This is a genomic window from Chryseobacterium pennae, from assembly GCF_003385515.1.
GTDB classification, from domain to species: domain Bacteria; phylum Bacteroidota; class Bacteroidia; order Flavobacteriales; family Weeksellaceae; genus Chryseobacterium; species Chryseobacterium pennae.
The window spans coordinates 61,721-86,249 of sequence record NZ_QNVT01000012.1; the positions used below are offsets into that span (position 1 = coordinate 61,721).

The following is a 24,529-nucleotide window of genomic DNA, read 5'->3' on the forward strand; positions in this document are numbered from 1 at the left end:
ACCAAAGGTGGCAGTCCTGTACAGCCCTGCCACCTTTTAAACTCAATAGTATGAAAGCACTAGCCCACATGACAAATACAGAAAGAGCCTACCTACTGGCACAGCTATTCCCTGATAGGTTAAAGGAAATAACAGGGTTTATAAAAAAAGAAGCTGAATTGTTCACCGCAAACAAAGATGAAGTATATAAGAAGTGGAATGAAATGATAATTGATGCAGGTTTTTGGTATAGGCTGATCGCAAATTTTGAGCGAAGATATATCAAGAACGGTGCAAGGTTGTACCGTAATAAACGGACATTTCGGGATCAGTTATTTGACGGTTATGATGCGCTTTTCAGCATTCATGCACTGATACACTATAGTGAACAGGCCGAATGCCCTTTAAAGCTGAAACAGGCAATACACCTGCTTTTCGGAGCGCAAAAATTGGTATTGATCGATCTAAAACCAGCATCATGAAACCATCAGAAAGAATGACAGATAAAATGATGCTCAAAGCTTATTCTTACGGTGATCGGAAAAACTATGAGATTGCTATCATCAATCTAACTGAACAATGGTTCCGCTATGCAAGACGCATATTCGCAATTGCTAGATCCGCAGGTATCGGGCTTGATCTAAAGGACGGTTACAGGGACGGATCAGCTAAATTCATGATCTACATTGAACCCGACCGTCCACTGTATGAAGACTTTTTCGGTGATAAGGACATCGTGTTTTTGCAAGCCGATTCCGAAGAAATTGAGAATCTGTATGCGGGCAACGAATACATGGAAAGTCAAACGCTCCTGTTCACCTATGAAGGTATCGCTCATTACAGGACTTCACAGGATGTCGGCTACCAGACAGCAGAGTTCGACCTAGCAATAATATTAGAAATCTTAAACCACAAATTACAACAAAAATGACACGTTCAAATCTGCATATCACACTGAGTAACGGTGAAAAATTCATCTGTGTACTGGATGGATCAAGCGCACCCGAACAGGGCTATTTCGTAGAGGATATTTTATTGCCCCTCCTATCATTTGACAACGGAGACAGGGAAATGTCCCTGATAAAAAAACACTGCACAATGGGTGAAAGAAGGGCTAATGCCTGCTATCGTTATACGGTTGACCTTAAAACAAAGGATATACGAATGTTCGAGGAACATTACAGTTATCAGAAAGATGTCTTCCGAAAAGGCAGAGAAATAACAGAGCGCTATACAAGCTACGTACAAATATTAAACTTAAAGGATCATGAAAAAGGGAGCTGATACAGAATACAAAGCGCTGACCATCATTGCGGAGATGATAATCCAATTTGGAACACTTCATATCCTCAATATTTCCACAGCGGATTCAGAAGCGCTACAGTCAGCGAGGGACGGCCTTGAAAAGATAATTCAACAGAACGGCTACCGTATCAATTATGATAGAAATATTAAAAGTCCGATCATTAAATCGTAAACAATGGAAACACCGATAAAATACAAATTCACCGATTGGTTATACAACCGTTTTGTGGAAAATTTCAAGAAAAAGAAAATCATTGAGGCTTTTATTTTCATGGACGTTCTATCCAATTACCAATTGTTCGTGCAGGAAAATAAAAAGTTATCCGATCAGCGAAGACACACGAGGGAACTCTATGCGAGAATAATCAAAGCATTGAAAGACCATACCGCAGACAGACTGCTCCTTACAGGTGATGAACGCCTACAGGAGATTGAAAGGGAACTACAGACCTATGAAGATGATCTACGAAAAATAGGCTGTTCCGAAGAATATATCAACCAATGCAGTAACGAGCGTAAAACAACTTATTATGGAAACTAATTTTTTCAACAAAATTTCACAAATGGACATCAACAGCAAATTGATGCTAACCATTGCCAAAGCAACACCAACCACATTGGTTGTCTCGATATTCATCGAAAACGATAGCTGTGGTGATAAAGCCAAGAACCTGATCGTTCCTTTCAATATCACAGCTACTGCTGACGAACTGGATGAACACTTTTTTCAGCACATCAAAAAACCGCTCCAAAAAACTGACGGACTGCTCTCCAATATGGAAAACTTCCTTAAACAGCTTGAAATAGTCGAAGCTAACTCCGCTATGGAAAAGCAGAAAGCAGACAAGGAAAAAAAGGAAAATGATGCAAAAAAGAGAAAATATGATGAAGCCTGGCTAAAAGCAGAAACCCTTGAGAAAGAAGGAAAATATAAGGAAGCATGGACAGCTCTTCCAAAAGTATCGGATCATCCCGAAAACGAAAAGGCAATCAGGGCTAAACAGGAAGTTTATCAAAGGCAATTTGCGTCAAACCTCTTTACAGTTGAACCGGAACAGAAAGCAGGAACGGAGGTATCTACATTAGAAGAAGCGGAACACATGAACAACGAAGAAGAATAAACCCTTAAAATCAAAACGATATGATACTGACAACACTACAGCGAGTTTTCATACTCAAGGAAAAAGATCGGGAAATTACGCTTAACGATCCCGAACCAAAATGGAGCGTACAGGCTGTGCTGAACTTCTATTCAAATAACTACCCTGTACTTACCACGGCAAAAATTTCACAGCCAAAGATTAAGGATGATACAGTGCAGTATTATTTTGAAACAGTAATCGGCACAAAAGGATAACATAAAAATCAAATCAGATGAATCATGCAACGAAAATATCACGAACCGATAAAACAACCCAAGACAACGGAACAGATTACACTCTTTCGCAATCTGGGCGAGTTCTCAAATTGGATGAAAAGACCAAAAGATCAGGCAGAACTGTTAAAAGACAGGAGAAAATCTGTACCGCCAACAATGCTCCCGATGCCTTTTTAAATAGTCGATTCCATACAAGACTGTTAGAATCAACTGTGGTGGCAGACTGTAATAAAGATAAAATGGAGAAGGACTTTTACAAGTCCCTCTCCATAATCTCGGAGAAATTTGGCATCAGCCCGATAGCTACCGACGATATACCCTACCCTTCCAATATTTCTGTTTCTTTGGCTGACCTAAAAAAGCAACTCAAAAAAATAACCAATGACTGGAGGGAGGTTCGATTGATACAAGATAACGGCTCTATGTATTTTGCAAAAGAAAACAGGTTTGATACAGATATGACGTTGTACTATATCCCTGTGATTCCGTTATATACTATCTTGCATAGAAAAGAAACTGAGAAAGCGGGATTATTATTGCTATCCGTATATGCTTACCTTTATCAGATCCTTAAAATACCATATTACAGAAACGAAGGCTGTTACCTAAACAATCTATACGAAATACTCGAAGAATGGGCAGAGAACGATGGTGCAGGAAAACGAACTTTCAGACAGATCGAAGACGCAAAGCTAATCGGAGATTATATTCAAGAGCTAATCGGCAATCCCGAACACCTTAAATGTTTTGGAAAACGTGTCCGCACATTCAAGACGAAATCAGCTTTTGACAGGTCTTCTCTCCTACTTGCGGAACGGTTCTACGCCATTTATCGGAAATATCGCAAAACCCCGATTGATCGAAACTATCACCCCATGATCTACCGTGAAGAAATAGAGGACGGTAGAGCGGTAATGCTCGACGACTATGTTTCCTTCTGTGCTTCTGCGAAAGGAGAACTATTTAACGTACTCTTTCAAACTGCAAATGATGAATTGCAGGAATATTCTTCGATCGATGAACCTGTCATTTTTGCATCCTACCATATCACAGAAAAGCCCCCTGATAACTTCGATTTTGAAACAGATGTTTTTGGGAGGTTGAATGACCTTATCATATTATGGCAGGAAACTCACTTTTAAATAGAAAGTCATGAAAGATATTACAAATCAATTTGAAACCTATTATAGCCCCATTTCCGCACTGGTATTCTATCGATGCAACAGTGCTATGAATGAATCTTATGTGGAATACTATGATATGGACAAAAATGGCGCTCCTATAAATGCGCATCCACTCACGGTGCATGAAGCCATAAAATTAGCTGAATCGCTTACGGTGGAAAAGGATAAAGCCAATAAGCTAACATCTGATGGTATTTTACCAGCCAATCTATTGTATTTTGATGCAGAATCTGATAAAATAATCTGGTATACCAAGCCACAGTTCAGGAACCTATATTTCACGAAATCACTTGGTATTCCATCAGGTCGTTGCCATACACCTGCCATGCTCTGGACAGCGGACAGGAAATCCCTCAATGTCTATGCGCTGATCGGTCATAGAAAGCCGACCTTGAATAGCCAACTGTTTTATGCACCTTTCTTTAATGTCAATGAAAGTGGTAATGTATGTTTAGGTTCTGTTGATGTTCAGACCGAAGAAAAAGGTTCGGTAAAGGAACTGATGAAATTGTGGGAAACGTACTTTTTCAACAGCTATTTCAGTCACTTAATGGCTGAACATAATCCTGTCAATGGCAATTGTGTACTCCTGTGGGAAGATCTCAGCGGTTCTGAAAAATGTTTCCCCGAAAATATGCTCATAAAAACAAACCAAAAACTTAAAGATGTATTAAGATGAAAACCGTAAAACAAAATGTCCATTTTTTGGATGAAGAATTAATGAACCCTGTCAACCCGATCCGTGTGAATGTGATCGGCGCAGGGGGAACAGGTTCTAAATTTATGACCTGTCTGATGGAAATTAACCACAGCCTTATCGAACTTGGTCACCCAGGGCTTCAGGTTCACCTATGGGACGACGATATTATCAGCAGTGCCAACATCGGGCGACAACGTTTTGCGGAATCCGAAAGGGGATTGAATAAATCGGTGGCTATAATAAACCGTCTGAACAGATGGTCAGGGACAAACTGGAAAGCGGAAACGCAAAAGTTTCAAAGGGATATTGACGGAAATATACCCGAAAATGCGGGAGCATCTATTTACGTATCCTGTACAGATACGGTTGCTTCCCGATTTGAAATCGCTGAGATCATCAAGCAACTGAATAAACAGTATTCATACCGAAGGGACAGGGCGAAATATTGGCTTGATCTAGGTAACACCAAGTATAGTGGACAGGCAATTCTATCCACTGTAGGTACAATTAAACAGCCCGATTCTAAAAAATTCAAAACCTTTGGGACGCTCCCATCTATAATTGATGAATACGGCACACTCATGACAGAAGCAGAACCCGAAGACGATACCCCATCCTGCTCAATGGCTGAATCACTGCAAAAACAGGATCTATTCATCAACGCTTCACTCGCACAGATGGGGGCTTCCCTGCTCTGGAATCTCTTTCTTTTTGGAATGACAGAAAATCGGGGTTTCTTTCATAACCTGAAAAACTTTCAAACTCAGCCCATATCTGTCGGCAATTGAAAAATTGCCGGCGGCCAAACGGCCGTTGCTCCCGATGGTCGCAACGGCCGTTTGGCGAAGCGGTGCAATCTGCTACTCCATCCCTTACTTATCCCATTGCCATGCAGCCGCAGATTGCGGGTTGTTTTATTTTACTGTTGTCTCAGGGATCTTAATTATTTGTTTGGTCATAATTTCTAAAACAGGTAATAAATTTCCATATCCCTATTCTTTATCAATACCCTCGGTTAGGACTTTTCAGGTAAATCTGTACCTATCTGATGCAATATTCCTTCCCTAAACCTAATGATTGCCATTTTTGTTGCGATTTATTTTTGTATACTTAATTTCATTTAAAATGAAAAGAGAGCTTCCTACCTACCATATTCAAGGTACTGATTTCTTGGTTGATGTTGATAAATTTGAACTGCGGGAAAAATATGATGTTCATAACATAATCCCTTTTGCCCTAATGAAAGATTCCGAGGCGGGTTACGAATTTGGCTATTGTCCACAGTCAAAAAATATAGACTATGAATGGTTGATTAATTTGGTTGAACCAAATACATTCATTCCTCAACTAAAGGACCTTGACCCTTTGGGAATGTCCATCAAGTATAACCTTCCTCTGGAAGAAATTAAAAAAATGTCCGATTTTCAGATCATGGTTGATCAGGATGCTTTTCATAAAAGGGTTAACCAAAATAAACTTCCGACCCTGGACATTCATGGAAACAAATTCTATGTTAATATTAAGTCGGATCAATTGATTTCGCAACGCTTCCCATTTTCAGAGGGCATCAGCCTGACTGAAATAAAATCGTATTACGATCAGGAGAGTTCAATGTATGTTATTCCATTTAATACAAATACTCATCAATTTATGCCTTTGGATCTCGATAAAATTACGGAGGTACCCAAGGATACGATTATTGTTTCTTTCCCTTTTGAGAGTGAACTTGACCGTATCGGATGGAATCTCCAAGCTGGTCTTAACTACATGCAAAACTTAAAATTTAAGGGGTTAAAATGTCATCATACAGCATGCGTCATTCCTTGGCAGAATACCGTAATTCCCAAGATTATTATCAAGAATCTTGAAAAACAGAAATTAATCGCAGTTATTTCAGAAGCAGGAAAAAATAAAATTTTAAAAAGTAAGAATAATGGCTTGAAACGTTGATCTGAAAGATTAAAAAAGGAACAGTCTCTGATAAGATTGCTCCCTTTTATATTAAAACCCAAAACGGCTAGGATAAGTTCTTGAATACCCATAAACAGGGAATCGTCCAAATTACTGGATTTTACCCATTGCTTGAGATATAATAGATACGTACTCTTTAACTTTGACAATTCTAAGATTTTCGCTTTTCTCAGATCCCCCTAAGCCAAGTAAAGGCTGATAGCCAAAGCACTCATCTGATGCTAAATCCCCAAGGTTTTCTTTTGCTTCTAAATATTTGTTGTATGGTAATTTCTTATCCAAAAAGCCACTGTCTGTCATTTTCAAATCAAAGAATACATTTGCTTTTCTCCCAAGAACTTCTTGTCGGGAATGATTAATATCAACATAAATAACGCTGGTATCCTCCCAAATGTATAATCCACCAAAACCATCTCTAGCAAAACAAATCGACGGTTCCTGCAAGGGAACGTATACCTCATCAAGCATTTGTTTATATTCAACAGGATTCACAGTCCATAAAAAACCATTCATATAACTTCCTGCCCCTATTTCTATAAAGGAAAATAAATCTTCAGGAAGATGTTTTTGAATTGAATTCAATGCATCTCTTGGAATTTCTTGCTTATTCTGAATTTCTCCAAATGTTGTTACAAATTTTTCAAACATTTTTTTACTTTTAACAAATTTACTATTTTTTTTATTCCCAAGGCAATCTTATGTTAAGGTATGTATTAGCTCTTTGCTCCGGAGTCATACCAGCAGCCTGTTCTCGCACTTGTCTGTCTATTTCTCTAATTCTTGTTTTCCATTGGCTACCTAATGAAGAGTTTACCCTTGAATCTCCTAAACCTGTTATATTATCTCCATGCCCCCCAGCAATTTGATCAGGGTCATGTAATGCTGCTTTGTCACTCATGTAAGCATCTGTTCTTGCTTCAGCTTCATCATAGGATAATCCCTCATTTTCCATCAGGTCATCAATCATTCCCTCTTTAAACTGTTCTCTATATCGTTGTTGGGCAGTACTACCCTCATGTGAACGACCATTTTCCAAGTATGCATCTCTATTATTAATAAAATCCTCAACTGTAAGACTATTCATTCCTGCTTCTTGTCCTTCAATTTGTCTTTGAAACTCCGCAGCATTGTGATCTGGATTTCGTCTGAAAGGTGGGTCTCCTGTTACTAATTCCATCCTCGTTGCTGCGTAGGCTGCAGCTGATTCTTCTTGTCTCGGTCCCTCTCCATCTACATTTTCAGCCCTAGTATTACCTTCTTCATCTCCACGATTACCTTCAGCATCATCTGCCCGTCCTTCAGTGTCTCTTACAGGTTCCTTGGGTTCATTTTTTAACTTATTTTCTAAGTCTCGCTTACCTTGTCCAATTGGTGAAAACATCAAAGCCATTCCCACATAATCTTGCCAGCCAGCATGTTTTTGATTACCATTTTCATCCAACATTACCCCGCCTGTCATATCTGAATAAATGACATTTGCCGAATCCCATGCTCCGGTTTCCATAGCTACAGTTCCTTTTAAAAAATCCCAGCCACTAGCTTCACCAGTATTTCCGTATGTAGAAGCAACATTTTGTGCTCCCATAACACCTCGAAGGCCAAGCCCAAATACCTTAATACTTTCATAAGCGTTCACCAGAAAATTCTTGGGCATTGACTTAGCAAACTGCCATGCAGCCTGCCCAACACCTCTCATTCCTCCGCTGGCAAACGCACCGGCTCCACCGGCCACTGCTGCGCCTGCCATTCCTATTGCCGCTCCTGCCATCGCCCCCTCCATCAACTTTCCTAAATAATTTGCAAAGCCCAGTGCTACGGCCTGACTCCAGCTTTTTATTTCGGGTGCGAATTTTATAGTACCTCCAACAGGACAGGTCATTATATGATCCCCAGTAATTGTTTGAACACCTTGAACAATGTAGTCCTTTTTACTACCAACCCATTTTCTAGCCTTTGCCGCAATCTGCCCACATAATAATGTACCTACTATAGCTCCCCATGCCGCACCGGCTAAACCAGCCAATGCGCCAAGAGCAATCAGAGCAGCACCACCAGTAGCAACTGTCATTGCCGCAATTACAACCACAGCAGCAGCTATGATAGCATAAATCAACATCAATCTAGTACAGCCAAAATCTATCCAGCTACTTGTAGCTGTATCTCTCACAGTAATGTATTTCTCGCCGGATATCTTCTTTACTGTCATCTGCGTGGACTGAAACTGTGCTGGAACAGCACCAGTATCACATTTCCAGAAATCTTTTTCAGTAATGATCTTATTTCCCATTTCACATCACTTTTTCTAAGATCCGTATTCTTTTGTTCCAAGCTAATCTAGTTCTCCTTCCATCAGTTACTAGCTGTATACTAAAATCAATTTTTCTTCTCCCTTCTAATTCCTTATTTTGTATTGGCTGATCTATCTGCAATCCAATGCTGTCACACAAAATGCCATTCTCTTTCCCTTTGGAATAAGATAAAATGAGCGTATGTCCCAAAAAAGAAAATAATTTGTTTCTTTCAATTAGCGTACTGGGTTTATCTAAGTTCTTAATCGTTTTCATATTGTTCATTTATGCTATTATGATGTTCCTTTAATTACTGTTTTTCTAAAAGTAACTATGTGGTGTTTATCCTTTTTTTAGCTCGTTCTTCTGTTCGGAATCACTGAGCATACTGTAATTAACAATATTGTATAACTTCTTTTCATCCACAATCTCTCGTTTACTGATCATAGCTTTTTCCAATTTTCCATTACTGAAATCTAACTGGCGTGTCTCAGTTTGCTCAAGCTGTACATTAAGGTTCGTTATATTTATTTTATCTTCAAATTGCTTATATGCAGTGTTATAAAAACCACTTGTAAATGAGTCCTTAGGATTAAATCGTGTCACAACTCTAATTGATTCACTATGATTTGAAAGATATGCGGGCGTCTCTATTTTCATATTCCAGGTCATATTTGCTGTATTGAAAATATTCGTTCCCGAAATACTCTTACTGGCTGGAAGATTTATTCCAAATGTACTACCGAAGTAAACAGGAAAGAACTCATTTGCCTGTACTGCGATCTTTATTTTCTCTGGATCTGTAAAAATATTATCATTGAGAATGATAGCCTGCTGTAAATCAGGGTTTCCCGCAATATGCTGGTCCATTTCAGACTTGGTCTGTTTCCATTTTGAAAGAATAAGATCATAATTGAGAACTGAAATTACTTTTCCGCTTTGATCGAGGATCAAATGTAATTCATTATACATTCTTCCAAATATCTGGCTTACTACCGCTACCTCTTTTATCATAGGGCTATTAGTTTCCAACAGTTTATTATCCAGCTGAACTATTCTAACTTCAATGTGATTATCTTCAATCTTCAGTACATGGAAATCAAACCGAAGTTGCACTTTAGATGTCACATATACATCAACACCATTAATCTCTGATTCAATCAAAAGAGTATACTGTTCATTAAAGGGTTCCCTTAAAAGAATTTGCTTTTCCTTCATTGTTTGGTTTTTAGTTAACGAATACATCTCCTCCGTCCATTTTAGTTTCGCCAGCAATATGATTTTTAGGGGAATTTACAGTAATTGCTTTGCCTCCTTTAATTCCGACTCCATCAGTTCCACCAACTCCGACGACTTTACCATTTATTAGAATTGTTCCATCGGTATTCAGAGTTATAGTGCTTTTTCCTGTCTTAAAAGTGATTTTTTTATCACATTCTAAAGTGATGTTTCCACTTGCATCCATTTTAAGCATTGAATTGGCTCCACCACCATCTTTACCACCAACATTTATCACGTTTGTACTACCAGCGTTTACTGTATGGTTGGTATTTGCATTCGTTGTAGCATTTCCTGCACCATCAAAATTCATATTAGCGCCACCTTGATCTTTCAGATTCATGGAACCAGCGCCATTATCATATTTCAGCTCAGCACCACTGCGCCCACTAAAGCTCATCACATTATTTCCTTCACCACCACCTGCTCCAATACCACCATGATACATTCCGCCCATAACAAAAGGTCTGTCAGGATGAAGATGAACAAAGTTTACGATCACTTGGTCCCCGACTTCAGGTATAGACATAAACCCTCTGTTTTTACCAACTTTTTCGCTACTTCCCGCATCTGGTGACATCACACGGATGAATTCGGTAGTATCCTGTCCACTTTGCCAGTCAAGCTGAACCTGTACACGACCCTGATTTTGGGGATCCGTATTAGAAATTACCTTCCCAAATTGTGGCTCTGCAACTGGAATAGTGAATTCCGGTCTAGGTATGTAGCCCGTATCAGAAGCTATTGCCTGAAATGATCCATCATAATATCCTCTCGCATCTACTTCATGGGTGACTTCGATCAGCCATAATTTGGTAAAATATGATGTATCACTAGAATCGGTCTTCCTCATTTCAATGTCAGCAATACAACCGGGATATAGAAATGGTACGGTAGTGTTCCCCTCAGTAACAAAAACTTCCGAAGCTTTGCTACCAGCCGTTCCTTTTTGAGAAGCATCAATATCCATAAAAGATGATGCTCTTATCGGAGCAACGCGTAAGGATGGTGTCTGAAATGTTCTTTCAGAAATCTCGTAAGCACGTTTTGCTATATCAGAAGTGTGAGTGATTTTTGAATCACCACCTTTAAATTTCTCGTTTTTACTACTGTTATAGCCATAAAACGAAGGTTTGATATGCTGGGCCTTCATCTTAACCTTGATATCGGTCAGATTACTACCATAGGTTAACTTCACAGGCTTCTCCTGTGGTGGTAACTGTCCAAAATGCAATACTTCTCCATCATAGAAAAATTGTTCGCCATACGCTTCTGCCATTCTCGCCAGATAATTGTAATGGGTTTCTTCATATTGAGAACTGTAAGGTACGTTGCCTTGCTTTGCATCCACTCTAAAATCAAATTTGCCTTGTCCTAATCCCTGCTGAATCACCTCCGTAGCAATGCTATTAAGACTCATCGGTTGGGCTCCACCAAAACTTTGAATATGTGGTGCCGCATCTAATAAAATCGTTGGACTGAAGCCTGATAATACCAGATTGCCAAGACTCCCTTTTTCTTGGCTAAATCCAACTTCTGTAATTACTCCCACAAAGTTTCGTTCGGGTCCTTCTTCAATATCCTTATATTTGAATACTATCGTAATCCTTTTTCCAAGAAGGTTCTGAGCTTCCTCAAGATTATGATTCTCTGGATTGCCAAGGGTATCATGAGCTAGAATAAGCTCAAATTCATGATGTTTGGTCGCACTTTGCGTTAATTTAAAATGCTTGAAATATTTAATTTGTTTTCCTTCAACATGGATGTCGAGGCGCACTACACGATTAATTCCAGCAATAGCATTTTCTGGAATTGCCTGTGCATTGAAAATCTTAGATGTGGGTTGCTGTGCCCAGATCTTATTCTGCATTACGGTGGGAGCCGTAGGAATTAAAGGCTGGTTCATAAAACTCTGAGCCATGCTAGCTGCCGTTTTTACGTTTGAAAGCGTTTTATTGGAAAGCGGAATATTCGTCGCTGCCTCCTGAATGTTTTTGGCTATATCTCCTTTTAATGAATCTCCTCCTTTCTTGGGAAAATTCTTATCATCTTGAAACATGACATAATTTTTTTCGGTTGTGTTGATTACAGATTGGAACCAAGTCCAAATAAGATGAGACTATTAAGGTCAACTCACAGCTGGTAAATCATGGTCTCCGCAGGATATTTACTTTCGTAGCTGGTTTGAAAAATGTCGGAGTGAATTTAGTTGGGAACTAAAACTCTTTCTAACTACTTACAATAAGTACTATTTTAGATTGTTCGGCTTTAATTTTCATAAGTTTTTTTATTGATTTAGTATTGCAATATATCACGTCTAAATTTCACCTACAAATGAATTAGGCATTATTTTAAAAAGTGTCGTAGTTCTACGACTTTTGCATTTGGGTTAATGTATAAATTTATCTTTTATCTTCCTTACGGGTTTCCGTAAATCATAAAAAAATAACGCCAGACACTAGATTAGCTAGTTATCTGGCGACCACATTCAATTTTGCAATATGAAAATTAACCTAACCTTCTCCCTTTGGTTTTATATTGTAATAAAATTACTTTATCTAAAAATCTGGATCATCAGGGAAATCCCCATTTCTTCATCAGGGATTTTACGGAGAAAGTTTCAGTAAATTGTCTACTCACTATCCTACTGTAAATCTTCAAGCTTTTTTTTTATATAATCAACAGGTCGAATTCCATTGATCTCATGGAATAAATTGGAAAAATTAGTTCGAGATGCTATTCCACATTCTTCAGCTAAAGCCTCCATTGAATATCTTAAATACTTTGGATCAGTGTTGAGCTTGTCCGTAATATAATTGATTCTAAGCTCACTTACATAACGGTTAAAACTAGCTCCTTTATACTCATTAATAACATAGGAAAGATTAGTTGGACTTGTTTGAAATTTCTCAGCCACTTTTTGGACAATTACGCCACTTTGCAAAAAATCGCGGTTATTTTCAAACTCCTCCAGCTTTTGTAAAATATCATTCACTATCTTTGTTTGAATCTCTAATTTATTGATTTGTCGGATTCTAAATGTACTGCTTTGAATCTCCTCCTCAATTACTTCCCCAGATTTATTTTCTGATAGCACACTGACGCTCCTTTCTTTTGATTTAATTTTCACATTATATACTCCAACAATAATCAACAAAAGTGAGAGCACTGTAACTAATATGGCTCCATAGAGTCCATTTCTTTCCAGCATGGACTTCTCCTTCAGTAATTTCTTGGAATCATAATTCTGGTGTATGTTGGACGATAGATAAATAAAATCTTCCTCAAGCCTTTTATCCAATTTTAGTAGCTGTTTAGTATAGTACAATGTTCTTTCGGTATTATTCAATTTGCCATAATGGGTTATCAAAGTTTCATAAACATTACGAACTTCAGGAAGTAAGAAATTTTGTTTATTGAAAATAGAATCGACTTTATTGAAACTGTAAATGGCATTTTCTATATGACCAAGTTCAAGCTGTGAGTTTCCCAAATAAGAATACACAGCTGCTGCCCAGCCAAAATCATTAACATTTTTCAATTCTGGTAATGATGCACTTAAAGAACTGATGGCCTCTTTATAGTTCTTATTAATATAGTTATTTATTCCTTTTTCTTTAAGGAATGAACTATATTCCAACTTGTAATCGGGGTTTTTATATGTAGCGGAAATTCCAATGGCAATCACTGAATCAGCAACCTTATAGTTTTTTAGATGCCTATAACATATAGCCAACTGATGAAGACTATTGTAATAGCCCATCAAATTATTATACATTAAATTTGGATGCATATCTTTCTCAATCTCTCGTTCAAAAAAAGCAGTTGTTTCCTTAAATCCTTTTAATGATTCTTCATGATATCCGATATAACTTCTTACAACAGCAATCCAGTATTTTATCTTATTTCGCGCGTATGGATCCTTACTGTGACAGCTTTTATCGTTAGCTTTTAGAAATTCTGTCAGTGCCAGCCTGTATTTTTTGAAATTATAAAAATATACTATCCCTTTACTCATGTAAGCTTTGGCAAGCACCTTATCATCATTCAACTTATGCGCGGCATAAATGGTACTGTCTGCATATTTTAACTTAATAGTAGGATTAGGTGAATAAAAAAGGGCATCATTATAGCCTTGCTGTAGTTGTAAATAGTTTTTCTCAGCTTTAGCCTTTCTGATAACTTTTGCGATTAGTGGCAAGGCTGTGGAATCATTTTCAGCTCGATTTACATAATGCCGTTGGATGAGATAATAACCACTCAATTTCTCCTTCTGTGCAAAAATAAATTCGGACAGAAAAAGTAATATGATGAACAAATAGTGATTAGGTATATGTTTCATGGTCAAGTTTAATATAAAATTATGAAAATTTTACTAATACAACATTTTTATGCAACCATAATCACAGATTTATTAAAATAAATTACAATAATCTCATTTACAATAAATTAAAAACATAAATATTCCCCAAAAACATATGTTCGTGAAAATTAGCACATGTTCGTAAAATCTAGCACAGGCCATAAAATTCGAACTATTTTGAAAAATTTTTGGAAACAGTAGATTATTTTTTTTCAGTCACTTAACTAAATAAAATAAATCAAATGATACCCTTCAACGGAGATCTAGCACCGCATTTTGTTTTGTGGTTGGCAAAAGACTGATACTTTGGTCACAGAATTCTAATAATCTCGGCCGAGATAATCCAAAAATTTATTACTATGAAAAAAACGATTATCTCAATCACATTGATGTTATTGGCATTTGCGAGTATATATTCTTGCAGAATTGATGACATGGATCAGCAGACAGAAAACCAAATTACTCTGGTTAAAAACCAAGAGAAAAGAAACTATTTAAGATCAAATAAGGACAGTGTACAAACGTCACAAAATCATGATTTCAATGAGAATGAAAGTACAGTATTAGACCCACCACCGAAAGATAGGGATCACTGGTAATGGGCATGTTCGTAAAAACTAGCACCGTACCAAATCGCTAATTAGCACCACAAGTTCTTGTTTTGCATGATTTTACCACTTTAAATTTGGTCAAATCAAAAATCCGATAGAGCCTTCCAACGGATTGCAGTGAAACTTATTCCATGAACCAAAAAATCATATTATGCGAATTAAAAACATCATATCTGAAATAGTGGTATTTATTCTCATTCTCACATGGGTATATACATTTGCTAGTAAAGTCTTCGATTTTGAAACATTTGGAAGGCAGATCAGGGGTGCATATTTACTATCATCAGGCGGTAATCTCCTACCCTACATTTTGCAACTGGTACACGCTGGAATTATTCTGATGCTATTAAACAAAAGCTGGAGAAGACTTGGATTAATTACATCTATGGTAGTTCTGGTTCTTTACACTGGATACCTAATATATGTTCTAAAGTTTGCACCTAGCATTCCCTGCTCATGTATCGCATTGTTTAACTGGATGAACTGGAATGATCAGCTGTACTTCAACCTCATCATTCTTGCTATCAATATCATTGGTCTGGTCATGTTTTCCTTAAAGCACCCTCCACACAGCACTCATATCAGACCACTTTCAAATTAAAACTAAAATTTACAAAAACGGGGGAAGCCGAAAACCTGAATTCCAGAGTAGGCAAAAAACTAAAAGTTTATGCTTTTTGATTTATAAAAGCAACCAACATCATGAAAAATTTACGATTAACATTAGGAGTTGCAGCAATTGCAATTGGTTCATTCGCAGCATTTTCTTTTGCTCCAACAAAAGTAGATTCAAAGGTAACGACACAGATTCGTTATTTAAACAATGACGGTTCAATGGGGGGAGTTTATGATCCTGCCCTACATCCTTGCGAAGGTGCGGCGCCGCTTTGCGCACAGGAGTACAATATTGAAACGCAACAACCTACAGGTAACAATAAGAAATTTGGGGTTAGACAGTAGGAATAATAAAATTTGAAACTGAAAAAAGGTATCCCTCAGGGATACCTTTCTACATTGCATCAGATTACACTTATAAAATTGGAAAGTTTCTTCTGAACGTTATTTTTATCCATCCTAATGTTAAGAACTATAAAAGTTCATTTATGTAAGCTTTAAAACCTTCAAAATCCGCAGCGGGATTGGGTGGGATTCCGACAATATTACCCTGTTTGTCCAATACAATCAGCCGGGGATAGAAGAAAACTTTTGAAAATTTTATAATATCGTGTTCCGCTCGTTTTTCCTCGGTATATAATTGCAAGGAATTTTTACTCGAAAACACTCCTATTCCTTCTTTCCAAGCTTTTTCGTCATCTATACCAATTGATATAAACTGTACATTTTTATCCTTAAAAAAATCTTCAGCTTTTTCAATAGATGGAGTAATCCCTTTACACGTGAAACATCCGTTAAACCAAAAATCAAGTATGACAACTTTACCTTTGAAATCCGTCAATTGGTGCTTTGTTCCTATAGTATCAGGAAGACTGAAATTATAAAAAGGATCACCTTTTTTTAGATTATTTTGAGCATATTCAAATGTTTCTTTAACCTCCTTAAAATAAGGATTCCTTTTATCGACATGTTGAATATAAAAATTATGCAGATCCTTTGAAATCGGGGAATCCCATTTGGTACGGAAAAAATCTCTTGCAATATAAGAAAGAAGAAAATCTCGTACATCAGGTACCTTACCAAATTCTTTGACCACAAGCTCACTAAATTCTACTGGCTGGGTAAAGCGAACAATATAGGATTCTCCCTTAATTTTGTCATGGTTAGATAATAATATATAATTGGTCAAGATATGTCTGCCACCATAATAATTAATAATGTCCTTATTTAAAAAAGGAGCGATCCGTTTTTTTTTATATATTTTTCAAAGAGGATGGCCACAGAGTCTGAATAATTTCGGACTGAATGATCTAAAATCAAATCCATACTTCCATCAAATTGCTGTGCCTTGATAAACTGCAAATCAAGAGGGTCCTTAAGTTTAGATACCCGACACATTGAATCAATAATATTTAAATATATATCCGCATTTACATATTTGTCGGTGATACTTGTTCTATCCCACGATAGACGATGTATGCCTGTAGCAAGACGCTTTTGATTGATGGCTTTTAACAGGTTAAGCTTTTCCACACCCTTCCCATTAAAGGTAATATTACCCAATCCAAGTTTGTTCACATCCGGTATGGTAATCGTGAAATTATCACCGGGATTTACCATTACATCGAAGCTCCCGGGTAAAAAAACGAGTCTATTATTAATAGTAATTCCGGCCCTAGCTCTTCTTTTTAGCTCAAAGTCAAACTTAAATTTGCCATTGTTGGTCACAAGTTGAATATTTTGCACTTCTGTTTTTGCAAATTGCCCATCAAAAATGACTAATTCGATATTAGTTGTTGTGTCTCGTGCGTTCTCAATTATTCCTGAAATACTTGTTTTTTTTTGACCAAAGGAGATTTGTACCGTAAAAAAATACAGTACAAGCATTAATAATAATTTTTTCATGATTTCTGTTGTTTTAAATGCTAGTTCTGTTCTATACCGCTGTAGTTAATGATATATTGTGGAATTGGAAAGACATAACGGGCATCATGTGGAGGTAATCTATAAATATTGTCACCAACAACTCGTACTAAGGTTTTAGCGTAACGAGGGTCTTTGTTTAACCGTTTAAGATCTTGAAAGCGGAGACCTCTTTTTAATAGCTCTTTTCTACGCTCTGCTAAGATTACATCGAGCGCTTCAAGATTGGTAGCTGCTGACAAAGGAATAAATGTATTCGCTTTAAATCTCGAAAAAAGTAATTGATTGAGCATTTGCATGGCTCGAACTTTATCACCAATTCTTGCTTCACACTCTGCCCCTATCAATAAAACTTCATCTACAGCCGTACCTGCTAAATTATTTGCAACCAAATGACCACGCCAGATAAACTTACCATCCCGAAGTCGGAAATAAAGCGTTTTTCGTAAATCGTTATCGTTATATTGATCATACAGTTGATCTGGAATGTATGCTGAGGTGCTCGATGTTTCGTAAGGATTTGATAACTGAGTCTGAATATGTATCTCCTTGCTTTTCAAGAAAAGTGGTCTTGAAACTACCGGATTAAAGCTATTATAGTCATCTAATATTGATTTGATAGCTAAAGAATTTTGTGCCGCCTTGAGTGCTTTCGGGTAGTCATCCATATAAAGGTAAGTTCTTGCTAACAAAGCGAATGCACCTGCATTCGTAATATGTGTACCAGAAACTGCATTTTTGGGTAATAAAACTGAAGCAGCTTGAAGATCTTCCGTAATTCGCTGATAGGTTAGCTTTAAATTGCTTCTGAAAATGGGTTCATTAATGTCGGCATCTAATTTCAAAGGAATCCCTAAATCCCTTTCAGCAGTATTGGCATCATAATATTTACAAAATGTCATCGCTAGATTTAAAAAAGCACGTGACCGATGATATAGAGCTGTTCCTTCTATTCGGTCATACAGTCCCGCATTACTTTCAGTTCTTGTGATCTTGGTCAGCACTTTTAAGGTGACATTACAGGTCTGGATTTGTTTATAGGCATAGTCCCATTCTTCCCCATAATCCGCTCCACCTAATCTAGGAAATTCGTCAATTGTCCAGGTTAATAGTTTACGGTTGAAATCATAAAAAAGTGAATTGTATTGTGCCAGAGACACTTCAAAGTCATCGCAAGAAGCTTCCATAGAACCACGACCATCATAAATAAATATCTCTGAATTCATTAGCAGATCTAAATCACTTAGTGTTGTAGGCACAATCAATTTTATATCCTGTTTCTCTTCTAACCACTCTTTTGAGCAGCTAGAAAATAGTACTACAGTACATATTGATAAAAATTTTATCATTGTTTTCATAGGTTCAGTTTTATAAGTTAGTGCTTATTCCAAATGCGATTGTTCGTATAGGTTTTGCTCTTGGAAAATCTGGGTCAAGGTTGATTTTGTTTGCCTTCCATATCATGCAAACGTTATTTATATAGGCAAAAACACGTAAGTTTTTTAAGTGCATTCTCCTTAATATATTAGGGGTTAATGCATACGAAAGATTGATATACTGAAGGCGTATATGATCGCCCTTATTCACCAGCACTTCCGAATTGCGATAATATTGATCTGCCGCAATTTCTGCTGGATAGGTCATTGCGGGAACATTGGTTCTTACTTCATCCCCAGGTGCCTGCCACCTATCATAAAAGTCCGTATGTGCATAATAATCGTTGTAGAGCGAAGAATACATTATCGAATTCTTTCTAAAATAATACCCAAAACGGTAGGTTATATTAAAAGACAAATCAAATCCTTTGTAACTGAATGTATTACGTAGAGCACCGAAGTACGGCGCTAATGCATTCCCGTTATAGATCAAGTTATTTTCAGGATCAGTCGCTAACTGCTGGGTTATTTTAGCGTAGTCTGTTGATGGTCGTCCATCTAAAGTTCCCCTTGCCTGCCCTGTTTGTGGATCAAGCCCCGCCCATGGATAGCTGTAGATTCCGAACAATGATCTTCCCTCAACTGGATTATAATCATTATTAACCCTTCCAATACTGTTATCAGTTAGAAAGTTAAAAATTGTAGTAGATCTTTTATATTTTGTGACGATATCCTTAGCATAAGAAAAAATGGCTGTTGTTTTCCAGCTAAAACTCTCATTTTGAAGATTGATTGAATTGAGTTCAACATCAACTCCTTTGCCATTCATGTTGGCAAGATTACCTCGAAATGAGCTAAATCCGGTTGTTGGATCAATATCCCCATTGCCAATCAGATCATTACCTTTTCGATTAAAATATTCGACGCTCCCCGAAAGTCTGTTATTATGTAAGGCATAATCAAAACCTACATTGAACATTCTATTTCTTTCCCAACGAAGTTCATTATTTGGAGCAGTGACTAAATCTGCTGAAGGTAAACTGTTTTCATAATTCCTTGTAAAACGTGCTGTAGTATAAGCTGTGGTACTTCGATCTATATTTCCGCTGTAACCAAAGGTTGATCGCAAACTTAATTCATGTAACCAATCAAGATTGTAGAAACTTTCTTTATTAATATTCCATTTTACCCCTGTTGACCATAATGGTACTGATTTTTGATTAGTCTTTACACCAAAAAGATTAGACTGGTCAATCCTTGCACTCGCAGAAACAACATAACGCAGATCATAATTATATGCCCCGTTGAAATAATAGGATCGCATGCGGTCAATAGTTCCTGAATAGTCATCATAATTCGGAATTAAGGCAGAACTACCGTTAGCATACTGATTAAAGCGTGTTAAATAGTCTACTAAAACGCTTGAACCTACATTGGGGTCAAAACCATATTGTCTTGAACTTATACTGTTTGCCTTTGTTTCTCTGACCTCAAATCCAGCAATGGCATTAACCTGATGTTTATTCCATTTTTGATCGAAATTTAATTGAAAACGGCCATTTAGTGCATTGAGTTCAGCATTTGTATTATCGAGCATACCTCCCAAAGGTATATTTCGGGTGAGTATGCCGTCTGTAACGGTCGTATACAAATTGATCTGGTTTCGCATGAAGTAGCTATCCTGACTATAGAAGTTTCTACGTTTTCCCTGTTGGTTCTCGTATTGAAACCTAGCTTCAGCAGATAGTGACGGAATGATAGTATATTTTAAAGCTGCATTCAACCTCATTTCAGATTGCTTGTTTTTATTGTCCTGATATTTGAGTTCATCCAATGGCTTAAAATCCCAGTTCAACAAGCCTTCTGAAAGTGCTTTTTGTTTTAGTAAAGTGCTATGATCTTTTATTACGACGGTTGGATTTCCGTTTTCATCAACCAGTCTTGCATAAGGATACATCATTTCCTGTCCCATATTGGTCAACATAGACACAACATCTGATGTTGACTGATTATTTTGATTGTAAGAAATACCAGCCGAAATTTCTAATTTTTCAATCGGCCGAAAAACCTGGTTGCTATTCAGGCTTACTCTGCTGAATCCGTTTCCTTTCTCTGAATTTTGGTTTTTATCAAATCCGGCAGAGAAGTAATAGGTATACTTATTTGTGCCGCCATTAAAATTTAACGCATACTGTTGTTTTACACTGTTTCGATAGAGATACTTTTTTATATCGTTCCGGAGATTTCCATTACGTAGCGCATCAATTTGTGAATTTGCCTGCTGTTCTGAGATCAATCCATTCTTTTGATCGTTCAGAATGTTCACTACTGGGGAATATGGTCTGTTTTCAGCAGTATTTTCTATGATCGTATTATAAAATCCCTTATCAAAAAGCATCTTTTCAATGTCAATGAAGTCTGTCGGCTTGATCTGTGGAATATAATCCAGATCAGGCTTCTGCCCTATTGTGACATTGGTGGTAAAACCGATGTTCATAGGCTGGTCTGATTGTCCTTTTTTAGTTTTTATGACAATCACACCATTGCCAGCACGTACACCCCAGATGGAAGCAGCAGCAGCATCCTTTAGTATGTCTATATCCTCTATGTCATTCGGGTTGATATTGTTGATGTCACCCTCATAAGGAAAATTATCAACCACAATCAATGGCTGGTCATTTCCAAAAATAGTAGCCTGTCCACGGATCGTAAGTCTGGGAACGCTGGAACGCTCATCAAAGAGGATCGAAGGGGCAATACCTTTCAGTCTACTGATAACGTCGGTTGAGACCTGCCTGTTAAATGTAGCATTGTCTACCTTGGAAAACGACCCTGTTGCCCGCTCCTTCGGTATACTCTGATAACCACTGCTGGCTGTTACGGATACTTCCTCGATCAGGTTTGTATTTGAGTTAAGAACAATTTTAGCGGCTGACCTCGTATTGATTTCAGTCTGACGGAATCCTAAATAAGAAACCTGCAGAACAGCGTCGCTATACTCATCGGGGATCTCAAAAGCACCAGAGGCATCAGAAGCAGTAATGAAATTACTTCCTTTTACCTGAATGGTGGCACCGACGAGTGGATTGCCCTTTTCATCGAAGACCTTCCCCTTAATGGTTTCTATTGTTGCCTTTTTTTTTGAAGTGGGAACATTCTTCTGATTGGTAGCCTTTCGCTCCTTTAAGATTATAATGCCGTCCGCGATTTCAAATGCAATGGGCTGATTATTGAAGAGTGTTCTCAGCGTCTCCTCTAACGTGGCATTCTTTAAATCAACCGTGATCGGTCCTGCCTTTTTTAGCAGATCGTCATTGTAGGCGAAATCATACTTTGTGGCTTTACGGATTTCCGTAATTGCGGTTTTCAGAGGTGCTTTTTGTAGGGAAAGGCTTATACCTTGTGCCTTGATTGCTGTACCACTGGCGAGTAGCATAAACAGCAGACTGCTCTTTATGCCAATGCCACGCAGATTTCTCCTAGAAAACATATCCAATGAGATGGGTATGTTTTCTCTGTGGAAAAAATGATCTTTTTTCATAGATTTGTGTAGGGTTTGTTTGTATTTAGTTGCTCAAAACTTTCGTATATATAGACCCTATTGCCGGAGTGCTCGAACACTCCGGCTTCTTTTTGGGCCAACATATGAAACAGTAAAATTTATTTATTTTATGATGGTAAGCCTCCTTCCTTTCTGTACCTCGAATTTTAAATTTGTGATCTGCTCCAATGCATATAGAACACTGGATAATTTCTTCTTTCTACTGATCGTGGCACTCACCGTTATAGTTGGTACCTGACTGTAATCCACATCAATATCATACCAGCGTTCAAGCTGCTTAAAGGCCTCTTTTAACGGAATACCAGTGAACTGGAAGTCATTTCTTGTCCATGCCGTAAAGACTTCGGTGTCCACATCATCGACAAAATATATGGAAGATAGTGAGAACAGTTTCCCCTGTTGTCCAGGTTTTAATATTACCGGCGTATTGTTCTGCGAATTGCTGAGTTCAACTTTGCCACTGATAAGCGTGGTCTGGATTGCATTTTCATTTTCATAGGAATTGATATTGAATTTTGTCCCCAGTACTTTCAAATGTTGATGTCTTGCGTTGACGATAAAAGGCTTTTTCGCATTATGTGTTACTTCAAAGTACCCCTCTCCTTGTAGTTCTACTACCCTTTCATTTTCTGTAAACTGCGTCGGATACTTTAGCGAGGATTCCGCATTCAGCCATACTTTTGTGCCATCCGGTAAGGTCATCTGATATTTTCCTTTCCTTGGTGTAGAAAGGGTGGCATATTGTACGGAAGTTTTTGATATTGAAGTACCGTCTGCGTAGGAAGTACCATTGTTATCCGTTTTAATCGGTTCTCCTTTTAACGCTATGGTTTTACCATCTTCAAAAGTCAGGATGGCCTGATCCTTTCCCGGGTCAATATCTTTTGTAGTGACTGATGTTATGGTGTTTAGCAGACTGTTATTGGACTGAAAATATATATACAGTAAAGATGAAATGGAAATTGCAAGTAAAACCGCAGCGGCAGTAAACCAGCCTTTCCAACGGGAATTAGATTTTCGTTTATCCAATAAAGTATTCAATTGGTTGACTCTATTGTCCGTACCTGATTCTATTGTGTCAAATTCGATTAGGTCGGAAGCAAGCGGTTCCTTTGCCAGAAGTCCATCAAAAACAGCCTTATTGGAATTACTTTGTTGGACCCAGGTATCAATTGTCTTCTGTTCTAATGCAGTTAGCTCCTCTCCTCTTACATATTTGGTCAGTAATGGTACAATTGTTAATTCTTCGATAAGCTTACGATCTTCCATTGGTTCCTTTTATTATGGAAACAGGAAAATGGTAGGGCTTGTCTCAAAAAAATTAAAAAAATTAGAAATAAAGTAGCAAAAGTGCGATTCCAGCACCTGAGAGGTTATTTTTTAATAGGGAAATGGCTCTGGATTTTTGGGTATTGACAGTGCTGACCGGAATATCCAGCTCCTGAGAGATTTCCTTTGCAGATTTTCCGTCAATAATTTTCTGCATGACAATCCTGTACGGTTCTGGGAGCAGCTCTATCGCTGCATATAGTTCCTGTAGAACCTCAGCCTGTATGATCTTGCTCAGTACATTCTGCTCGGCTTCATCAAAATCAAGAATATAGGTATCAAACCGTCTCAGCCTTACTTTTTCTTTTTCAATGGCATTCAGACAGCTATTTTTTACTGATATATATAAAAACGCTTTGATACTAGATAAGGTAGTAAAGTCTGTTCTTTTATCGTGGAGTTTCAGAAAAACATCCATCACGATTTCCTGTGGATCAACCTGCTCAAAACTGGCCATCAACCTGGTTGCGAAAAATATCAGAGAAGTGTTATACAGACGGAAAATTCTTTCAAAAGCAATTCTATCACCGCTCTGAAACTCTTTAAGCAGTGCCCTTTCTTCGATCACATTCTGGAGTGTCATAATAGGGCTATTGGCGAATGTTATGTAAAGTTAAGTAATTATAATTCCATTACGAAATTAAGTTGGACATAATACATCAGGGAA

The 24,529-nt window shown here is 37.6% G+C and carries 27 protein-coding genes; 15 read left to right on the forward strand and 12 right to left on the reverse strand.

What is annotated here, in order from left to right; all coding sequences use genetic code 11:
• Positions 1–50: 50 nt before the first annotated feature.
• From DRF65_RS13720 to DRF65_RS13770, 12 genes are all read left to right on the forward strand, one after another.
• Positions 51–461: a hypothetical protein gene (locus DRF65_RS13720; protein WP_115971330.1), complete on the forward strand. Its 411-nt coding sequence runs from the start codon at positions 51–53 to the stop codon at positions 459–461.
• Entirely contained in the window at positions 458–910 is a 453-nt protein-coding gene (locus DRF65_RS13725; RefSeq protein WP_115971331.1) for a hypothetical protein, read from the forward strand. The genes DRF65_RS13720 and DRF65_RS13725 overlap by 4 nt, the downstream gene beginning before the upstream one ends.
• The gene (locus DRF65_RS13730; RefSeq protein WP_115971332.1) at positions 907–1,263 is read left to right on the forward strand and encodes a penicillin-binding protein; all 357 of its coding nucleotides are present in this window, start codon (positions 907–909) and stop codon (positions 1,261–1,263) included. Before DRF65_RS13725 ends, DRF65_RS13730 begins: the two co-directional genes overlap by 4 nt.
• Positions 1,247–1,456 carry a hypothetical protein gene (locus DRF65_RS13735; protein WP_115971333.1) on the forward strand — a complete coding sequence of 70 codons (210 nt, stop codon included), beginning with the start codon at positions 1,247–1,249 and terminating at the stop codon, positions 1,454–1,456. The genes DRF65_RS13730 and DRF65_RS13735 overlap by 17 nt, the downstream gene beginning before the upstream one ends.
• A gap of 3 nt (positions 1,457–1,459) precedes the next feature.
• Positions 1,460–1,825 carry a hypothetical protein gene (locus DRF65_RS13740; protein WP_115971334.1) on the forward strand — a complete coding sequence of 122 codons (366 nt, stop codon included), beginning with the start codon at positions 1,460–1,462 and terminating at the stop codon, positions 1,823–1,825.
• The gene (locus DRF65_RS13745; RefSeq protein ID WP_115971335.1) at positions 1,815–2,405 is read left to right on the forward strand and encodes a PRTRC system protein E; all 591 of its coding nucleotides are present in this window, start codon (positions 1,815–1,817) and stop codon (positions 2,403–2,405) included. Before DRF65_RS13740 ends, DRF65_RS13745 begins: the two co-directional genes overlap by 11 nt.
• Before the next feature lie 20 nt (positions 2,406–2,425).
• A complete protein-coding gene (locus tag DRF65_RS13750; RefSeq protein WP_115971336.1) occupies positions 2,426–2,641 on the forward strand; it encodes a PRTRC system protein C in 216 nt (71 codons plus the stop codon).
• 24 nt (positions 2,642–2,665) lie between these two features.
• Positions 2,666–2,839, forward strand: coding sequence for a hypothetical protein (locus DRF65_RS28875; RefSeq protein ID WP_228438689.1), 174 nt, complete (start codon positions 2,666–2,668; stop codon positions 2,837–2,839).
• 224 nt (positions 2,840–3,063) lie between these two features.
• Positions 3,064–3,804 carry a hypothetical protein gene (locus DRF65_RS28880; RefSeq protein WP_228438691.1) on the forward strand — a complete coding sequence of 247 codons (741 nt, stop codon included), beginning with the start codon at positions 3,064–3,066 and terminating at the stop codon, positions 3,802–3,804.
• Between the two features lie 10 nt (positions 3,805–3,814).
• Entirely contained in the window at positions 3,815–4,525 is a 711-nt protein-coding gene (locus DRF65_RS13760; RefSeq protein ID WP_115971338.1) for a PRTRC system protein B, read from the forward strand.
• Entirely contained in the window at positions 4,522–5,334 is an 813-nt protein-coding gene (locus tag DRF65_RS13765) for a PRTRC system ThiF family protein (protein WP_115971339.1), read from the forward strand. Before DRF65_RS13760 ends, DRF65_RS13765 begins: the two co-directional genes overlap by 4 nt.
• A gap of 337 nt (positions 5,335–5,671) precedes the next feature.
• The gene (locus DRF65_RS13770; RefSeq protein ID WP_115971340.1) at positions 5,672–6,496 is read left to right on the forward strand and encodes a hypothetical protein; all 825 of its coding nucleotides are present in this window, start codon (positions 5,672–5,674) and stop codon (positions 6,494–6,496) included.
• Positions 6,497–6,607: 111 nt separating this feature from the next.
• On the opposite strand, the gene DRF65_RS13775 is transcribed toward DRF65_RS13770, so the two are convergent.
• The 6 genes from DRF65_RS13775 to DRF65_RS13800 form a co-directional block, all read right to left on the reverse strand.
• Positions 6,608–7,165: a T6SS immunity protein Tdi1 domain-containing protein gene (locus DRF65_RS13775; RefSeq protein WP_115971341.1), complete on the reverse strand. Its 558-nt coding sequence runs from the start codon at positions 7,163–7,165 to the stop codon at positions 6,608–6,610.
• A 31-nt stretch (positions 7,166–7,196) separates the two neighbouring features.
• Entirely contained in the window at positions 7,197–8,804 is a 1,608-nt protein-coding gene (locus DRF65_RS13780) for a polymorphic toxin type 15 domain-containing protein (RefSeq protein WP_115971342.1), read from the reverse strand.
• Position 8,805: 1 nt separating this feature from the next.
• Positions 8,806–9,081, reverse strand: a complete 276-nt coding sequence (locus DRF65_RS13785; protein ID WP_123947344.1) for a hypothetical protein — start codon at positions 9,079–9,081, stop codon at positions 8,806–8,808.
• A gap of 66 nt (positions 9,082–9,147) precedes the next feature.
• Complete coding sequence (locus DRF65_RS13790; protein WP_123947345.1) at positions 9,148–10,023, reverse strand: hypothetical protein; 876 nt, start codon at positions 10,021–10,023, stop codon at positions 9,148–9,150.
• 10 nt (positions 10,024–10,033) lie between these two features.
• Positions 10,034–12,142, reverse strand: a complete 2,109-nt coding sequence (locus DRF65_RS13795; protein ID WP_185148466.1) for a type VI secretion system Vgr family protein — start codon at positions 12,140–12,142, stop codon at positions 10,034–10,036.
• 585 nt (positions 12,143–12,727) lie between these two features.
• Positions 12,728–14,425, reverse strand: a complete 1,698-nt coding sequence (locus tag DRF65_RS13800; RefSeq protein WP_115971345.1) for a helix-turn-helix domain-containing protein — start codon at positions 14,423–14,425, stop codon at positions 12,728–12,730.
• A gap of 380 nt (positions 14,426–14,805) precedes the next feature.
• On the opposite strand from DRF65_RS13800, the gene DRF65_RS28270 reads away from it, so the two are divergent.
• The 3 genes from DRF65_RS28270 to DRF65_RS13810 all read left to right on the forward strand — a co-directional run bounded on the left by DRF65_RS28270 (position 14,806) and on the right by DRF65_RS13810 (position 16,017).
• Positions 14,806–15,045, forward strand: a complete 240-nt coding sequence (locus DRF65_RS28270; RefSeq protein WP_123947346.1) for a hypothetical protein — start codon at positions 14,806–14,808, stop codon at positions 15,043–15,045.
• A gap of 163 nt (positions 15,046–15,208) precedes the next feature.
• On the forward strand, positions 15,209–15,658 hold the full coding sequence (locus DRF65_RS29270) for a MauE/DoxX family redox-associated membrane protein (protein WP_115971346.1): 450 nt from the start codon (positions 15,209–15,211) through the stop codon (positions 15,656–15,658).
• A 101-nt stretch (positions 15,659–15,759) separates the two neighbouring features.
• Positions 15,760–16,017, forward strand: coding sequence for a hypothetical protein (locus tag DRF65_RS13810; RefSeq protein WP_115971347.1), 258 nt, complete (start codon positions 15,760–15,762; stop codon positions 16,015–16,017).
• Between the two features lie 127 nt (positions 16,018–16,144).
• Here the strand turns inward: DRF65_RS13810 and DRF65_RS13815 are convergent, their stop codons facing one another.
• From DRF65_RS13815 to DRF65_RS13840, 6 genes are all read right to left on the reverse strand, one after another.
• Positions 16,145–16,861, reverse strand: coding sequence for a peroxiredoxin family protein (locus DRF65_RS13815; protein WP_165852226.1), 717 nt, complete (start codon positions 16,859–16,861; stop codon positions 16,145–16,147).
• A 38-nt stretch (positions 16,862–16,899) separates the two neighbouring features.
• Entirely contained in the window at positions 16,900–17,577 is a 678-nt protein-coding gene (locus tag DRF65_RS13820) for a hypothetical protein (protein ID WP_115971349.1), read from the reverse strand.
• A 20-nt stretch (positions 17,578–17,597) separates the two neighbouring features.
• Complete coding sequence (locus tag DRF65_RS13825; protein ID WP_115971350.1) at positions 17,598–18,953, reverse strand: RagB/SusD family nutrient uptake outer membrane protein; 1,356 nt, start codon at positions 18,951–18,953, stop codon at positions 17,598–17,600.
• Between the two features lie 10 nt (positions 18,954–18,963).
• On the reverse strand, positions 18,964–22,512 hold the full coding sequence (locus DRF65_RS13830; RefSeq protein ID WP_115971351.1) for a SusC/RagA family TonB-linked outer membrane protein: 3,549 nt from the start codon (positions 22,510–22,512) through the stop codon (positions 18,964–18,966).
• A gap of 123 nt (positions 22,513–22,635) precedes the next feature.
• On the reverse strand, positions 22,636–23,802 hold the full coding sequence (locus tag DRF65_RS13835) for a FecR family protein (RefSeq protein ID WP_115971352.1): 1,167 nt from the start codon (positions 23,800–23,802) through the stop codon (positions 22,636–22,638).
• 61 nt (positions 23,803–23,863) lie between these two features.
• The gene (locus DRF65_RS13840) at positions 23,864–24,445 is read right to left on the reverse strand and encodes an RNA polymerase sigma factor (RefSeq protein ID WP_115971353.1); all 582 of its coding nucleotides are present in this window, start codon (positions 24,443–24,445) and stop codon (positions 23,864–23,866) included.
• Positions 24,446–24,529 lie beyond the last annotated feature (84 nt).

Coding starts and splice junctions, on each gene's coding strand:
- DRF65_RS13730 (WP_115971332.1), top strand. CDS start 907: ATGACACGTTCAAATCTGCATATCACACTGAGTAACGGTGAAAAATTC.
- DRF65_RS13745 (WP_115971335.1), top strand. CDS start 1,815: ATGGAAACTAATTTTTTCAACAAAATTTCACAAATGGACATCAACAGC.
- DRF65_RS13830 (WP_115971351.1), bottom strand. CDS start 22,512: ATGAAAAAAGATCATTTTTTCCACAGAGAAAACATACCCATCTCATTG.
- DRF65_RS13820 (WP_115971349.1), bottom strand. CDS start 17,577: ATGAAAAAATTATTATTAATGCTTGTACTGTATTTTTTTACGGTACAA.
- DRF65_RS13835 (WP_115971352.1), bottom strand. CDS start 23,802: ATGGAAGATCGTAAGCTTATCGAAGAATTAACAATTGTACCATTACTG.
- DRF65_RS13740 (WP_115971334.1), top strand. CDS start 1,460: ATGGAAACACCGATAAAATACAAATTCACCGATTGGTTATACAACCGT.
- DRF65_RS13810 (WP_115971347.1), top strand. CDS start 15,760: ATGAAAAATTTACGATTAACATTAGGAGTTGCAGCAATTGCAATTGGT.
- DRF65_RS28875 (WP_228438689.1), top strand. CDS start 2,666: ATGCAACGAAAATATCACGAACCGATAAAACAACCCAAGACAACGGAA.
- DRF65_RS13735 (WP_115971333.1), top strand. CDS start 1,247: ATGAAAAAGGGAGCTGATACAGAATACAAAGCGCTGACCATCATTGCG.
- DRF65_RS28270 (WP_123947346.1), top strand. CDS start 14,806: ATGAAAAAAACGATTATCTCAATCACATTGATGTTATTGGCATTTGCG.
- DRF65_RS13800 (WP_115971345.1), bottom strand. CDS start 14,425: ATGAAACATATACCTAATCACTATTTGTTCATCATATTACTTTTTCTG.
- DRF65_RS13765 (WP_115971339.1), top strand. CDS start 4,522: ATGAAAACCGTAAAACAAAATGTCCATTTTTTGGATGAAGAATTAATG.
- DRF65_RS13785 (WP_123947344.1), bottom strand. CDS start 9,081: ATGAAAACGATTAAGAACTTAGATAAACCCAGTACGCTAATTGAAAGA.
- DRF65_RS13760 (WP_115971338.1), top strand. CDS start 3,815: ATGAAAGATATTACAAATCAATTTGAAACCTATTATAGCCCCATTTCC.
- DRF65_RS13825 (WP_115971350.1), bottom strand. CDS start 18,953: ATGAAAACAATGATAAAATTTTTATCAATATGTACTGTAGTACTATTT.
- DRF65_RS13795 (WP_185148466.1), bottom strand. CDS start 12,142: ATGTTTCAAGATGATAAGAATTTTCCCAAGAAAGGAGGAGATTCATTA.
- DRF65_RS13840 (WP_115971353.1), bottom strand. CDS start 24,445: ATGACACTCCAGAATGTGATCGAAGAAAGGGCACTGCTTAAAGAGTTT.
- DRF65_RS13750 (WP_115971336.1), top strand. CDS start 2,426: ATGATACTGACAACACTACAGCGAGTTTTCATACTCAAGGAAAAAGAT.
- DRF65_RS13725 (WP_115971331.1), top strand. CDS start 458: ATGAAACCATCAGAAAGAATGACAGATAAAATGATGCTCAAAGCTTAT.
- DRF65_RS13720 (WP_115971330.1), top strand. CDS start 51: ATGAAAGCACTAGCCCACATGACAAATACAGAAAGAGCCTACCTACTG.
- DRF65_RS13790 (WP_123947345.1), bottom strand. CDS start 10,023: ATGAAGGAAAAGCAAATTCTTTTAAGGGAACCCTTTAATGAACAGTAT.
- DRF65_RS13775 (WP_115971341.1), bottom strand. CDS start 7,165: ATGTTTGAAAAATTTGTAACAACATTTGGAGAAATTCAGAATAAGCAA.
- DRF65_RS13770 (WP_115971340.1), top strand. CDS start 5,672: ATGAAAAGAGAGCTTCCTACCTACCATATTCAAGGTACTGATTTCTTG.
- DRF65_RS13780 (WP_115971342.1), bottom strand. CDS start 8,804: ATGGGAAATAAGATCATTACTGAAAAAGATTTCTGGAAATGTGATACT.
- DRF65_RS29270 (WP_115971346.1), top strand. CDS start 15,209: ATGCGAATTAAAAACATCATATCTGAAATAGTGGTATTTATTCTCATT.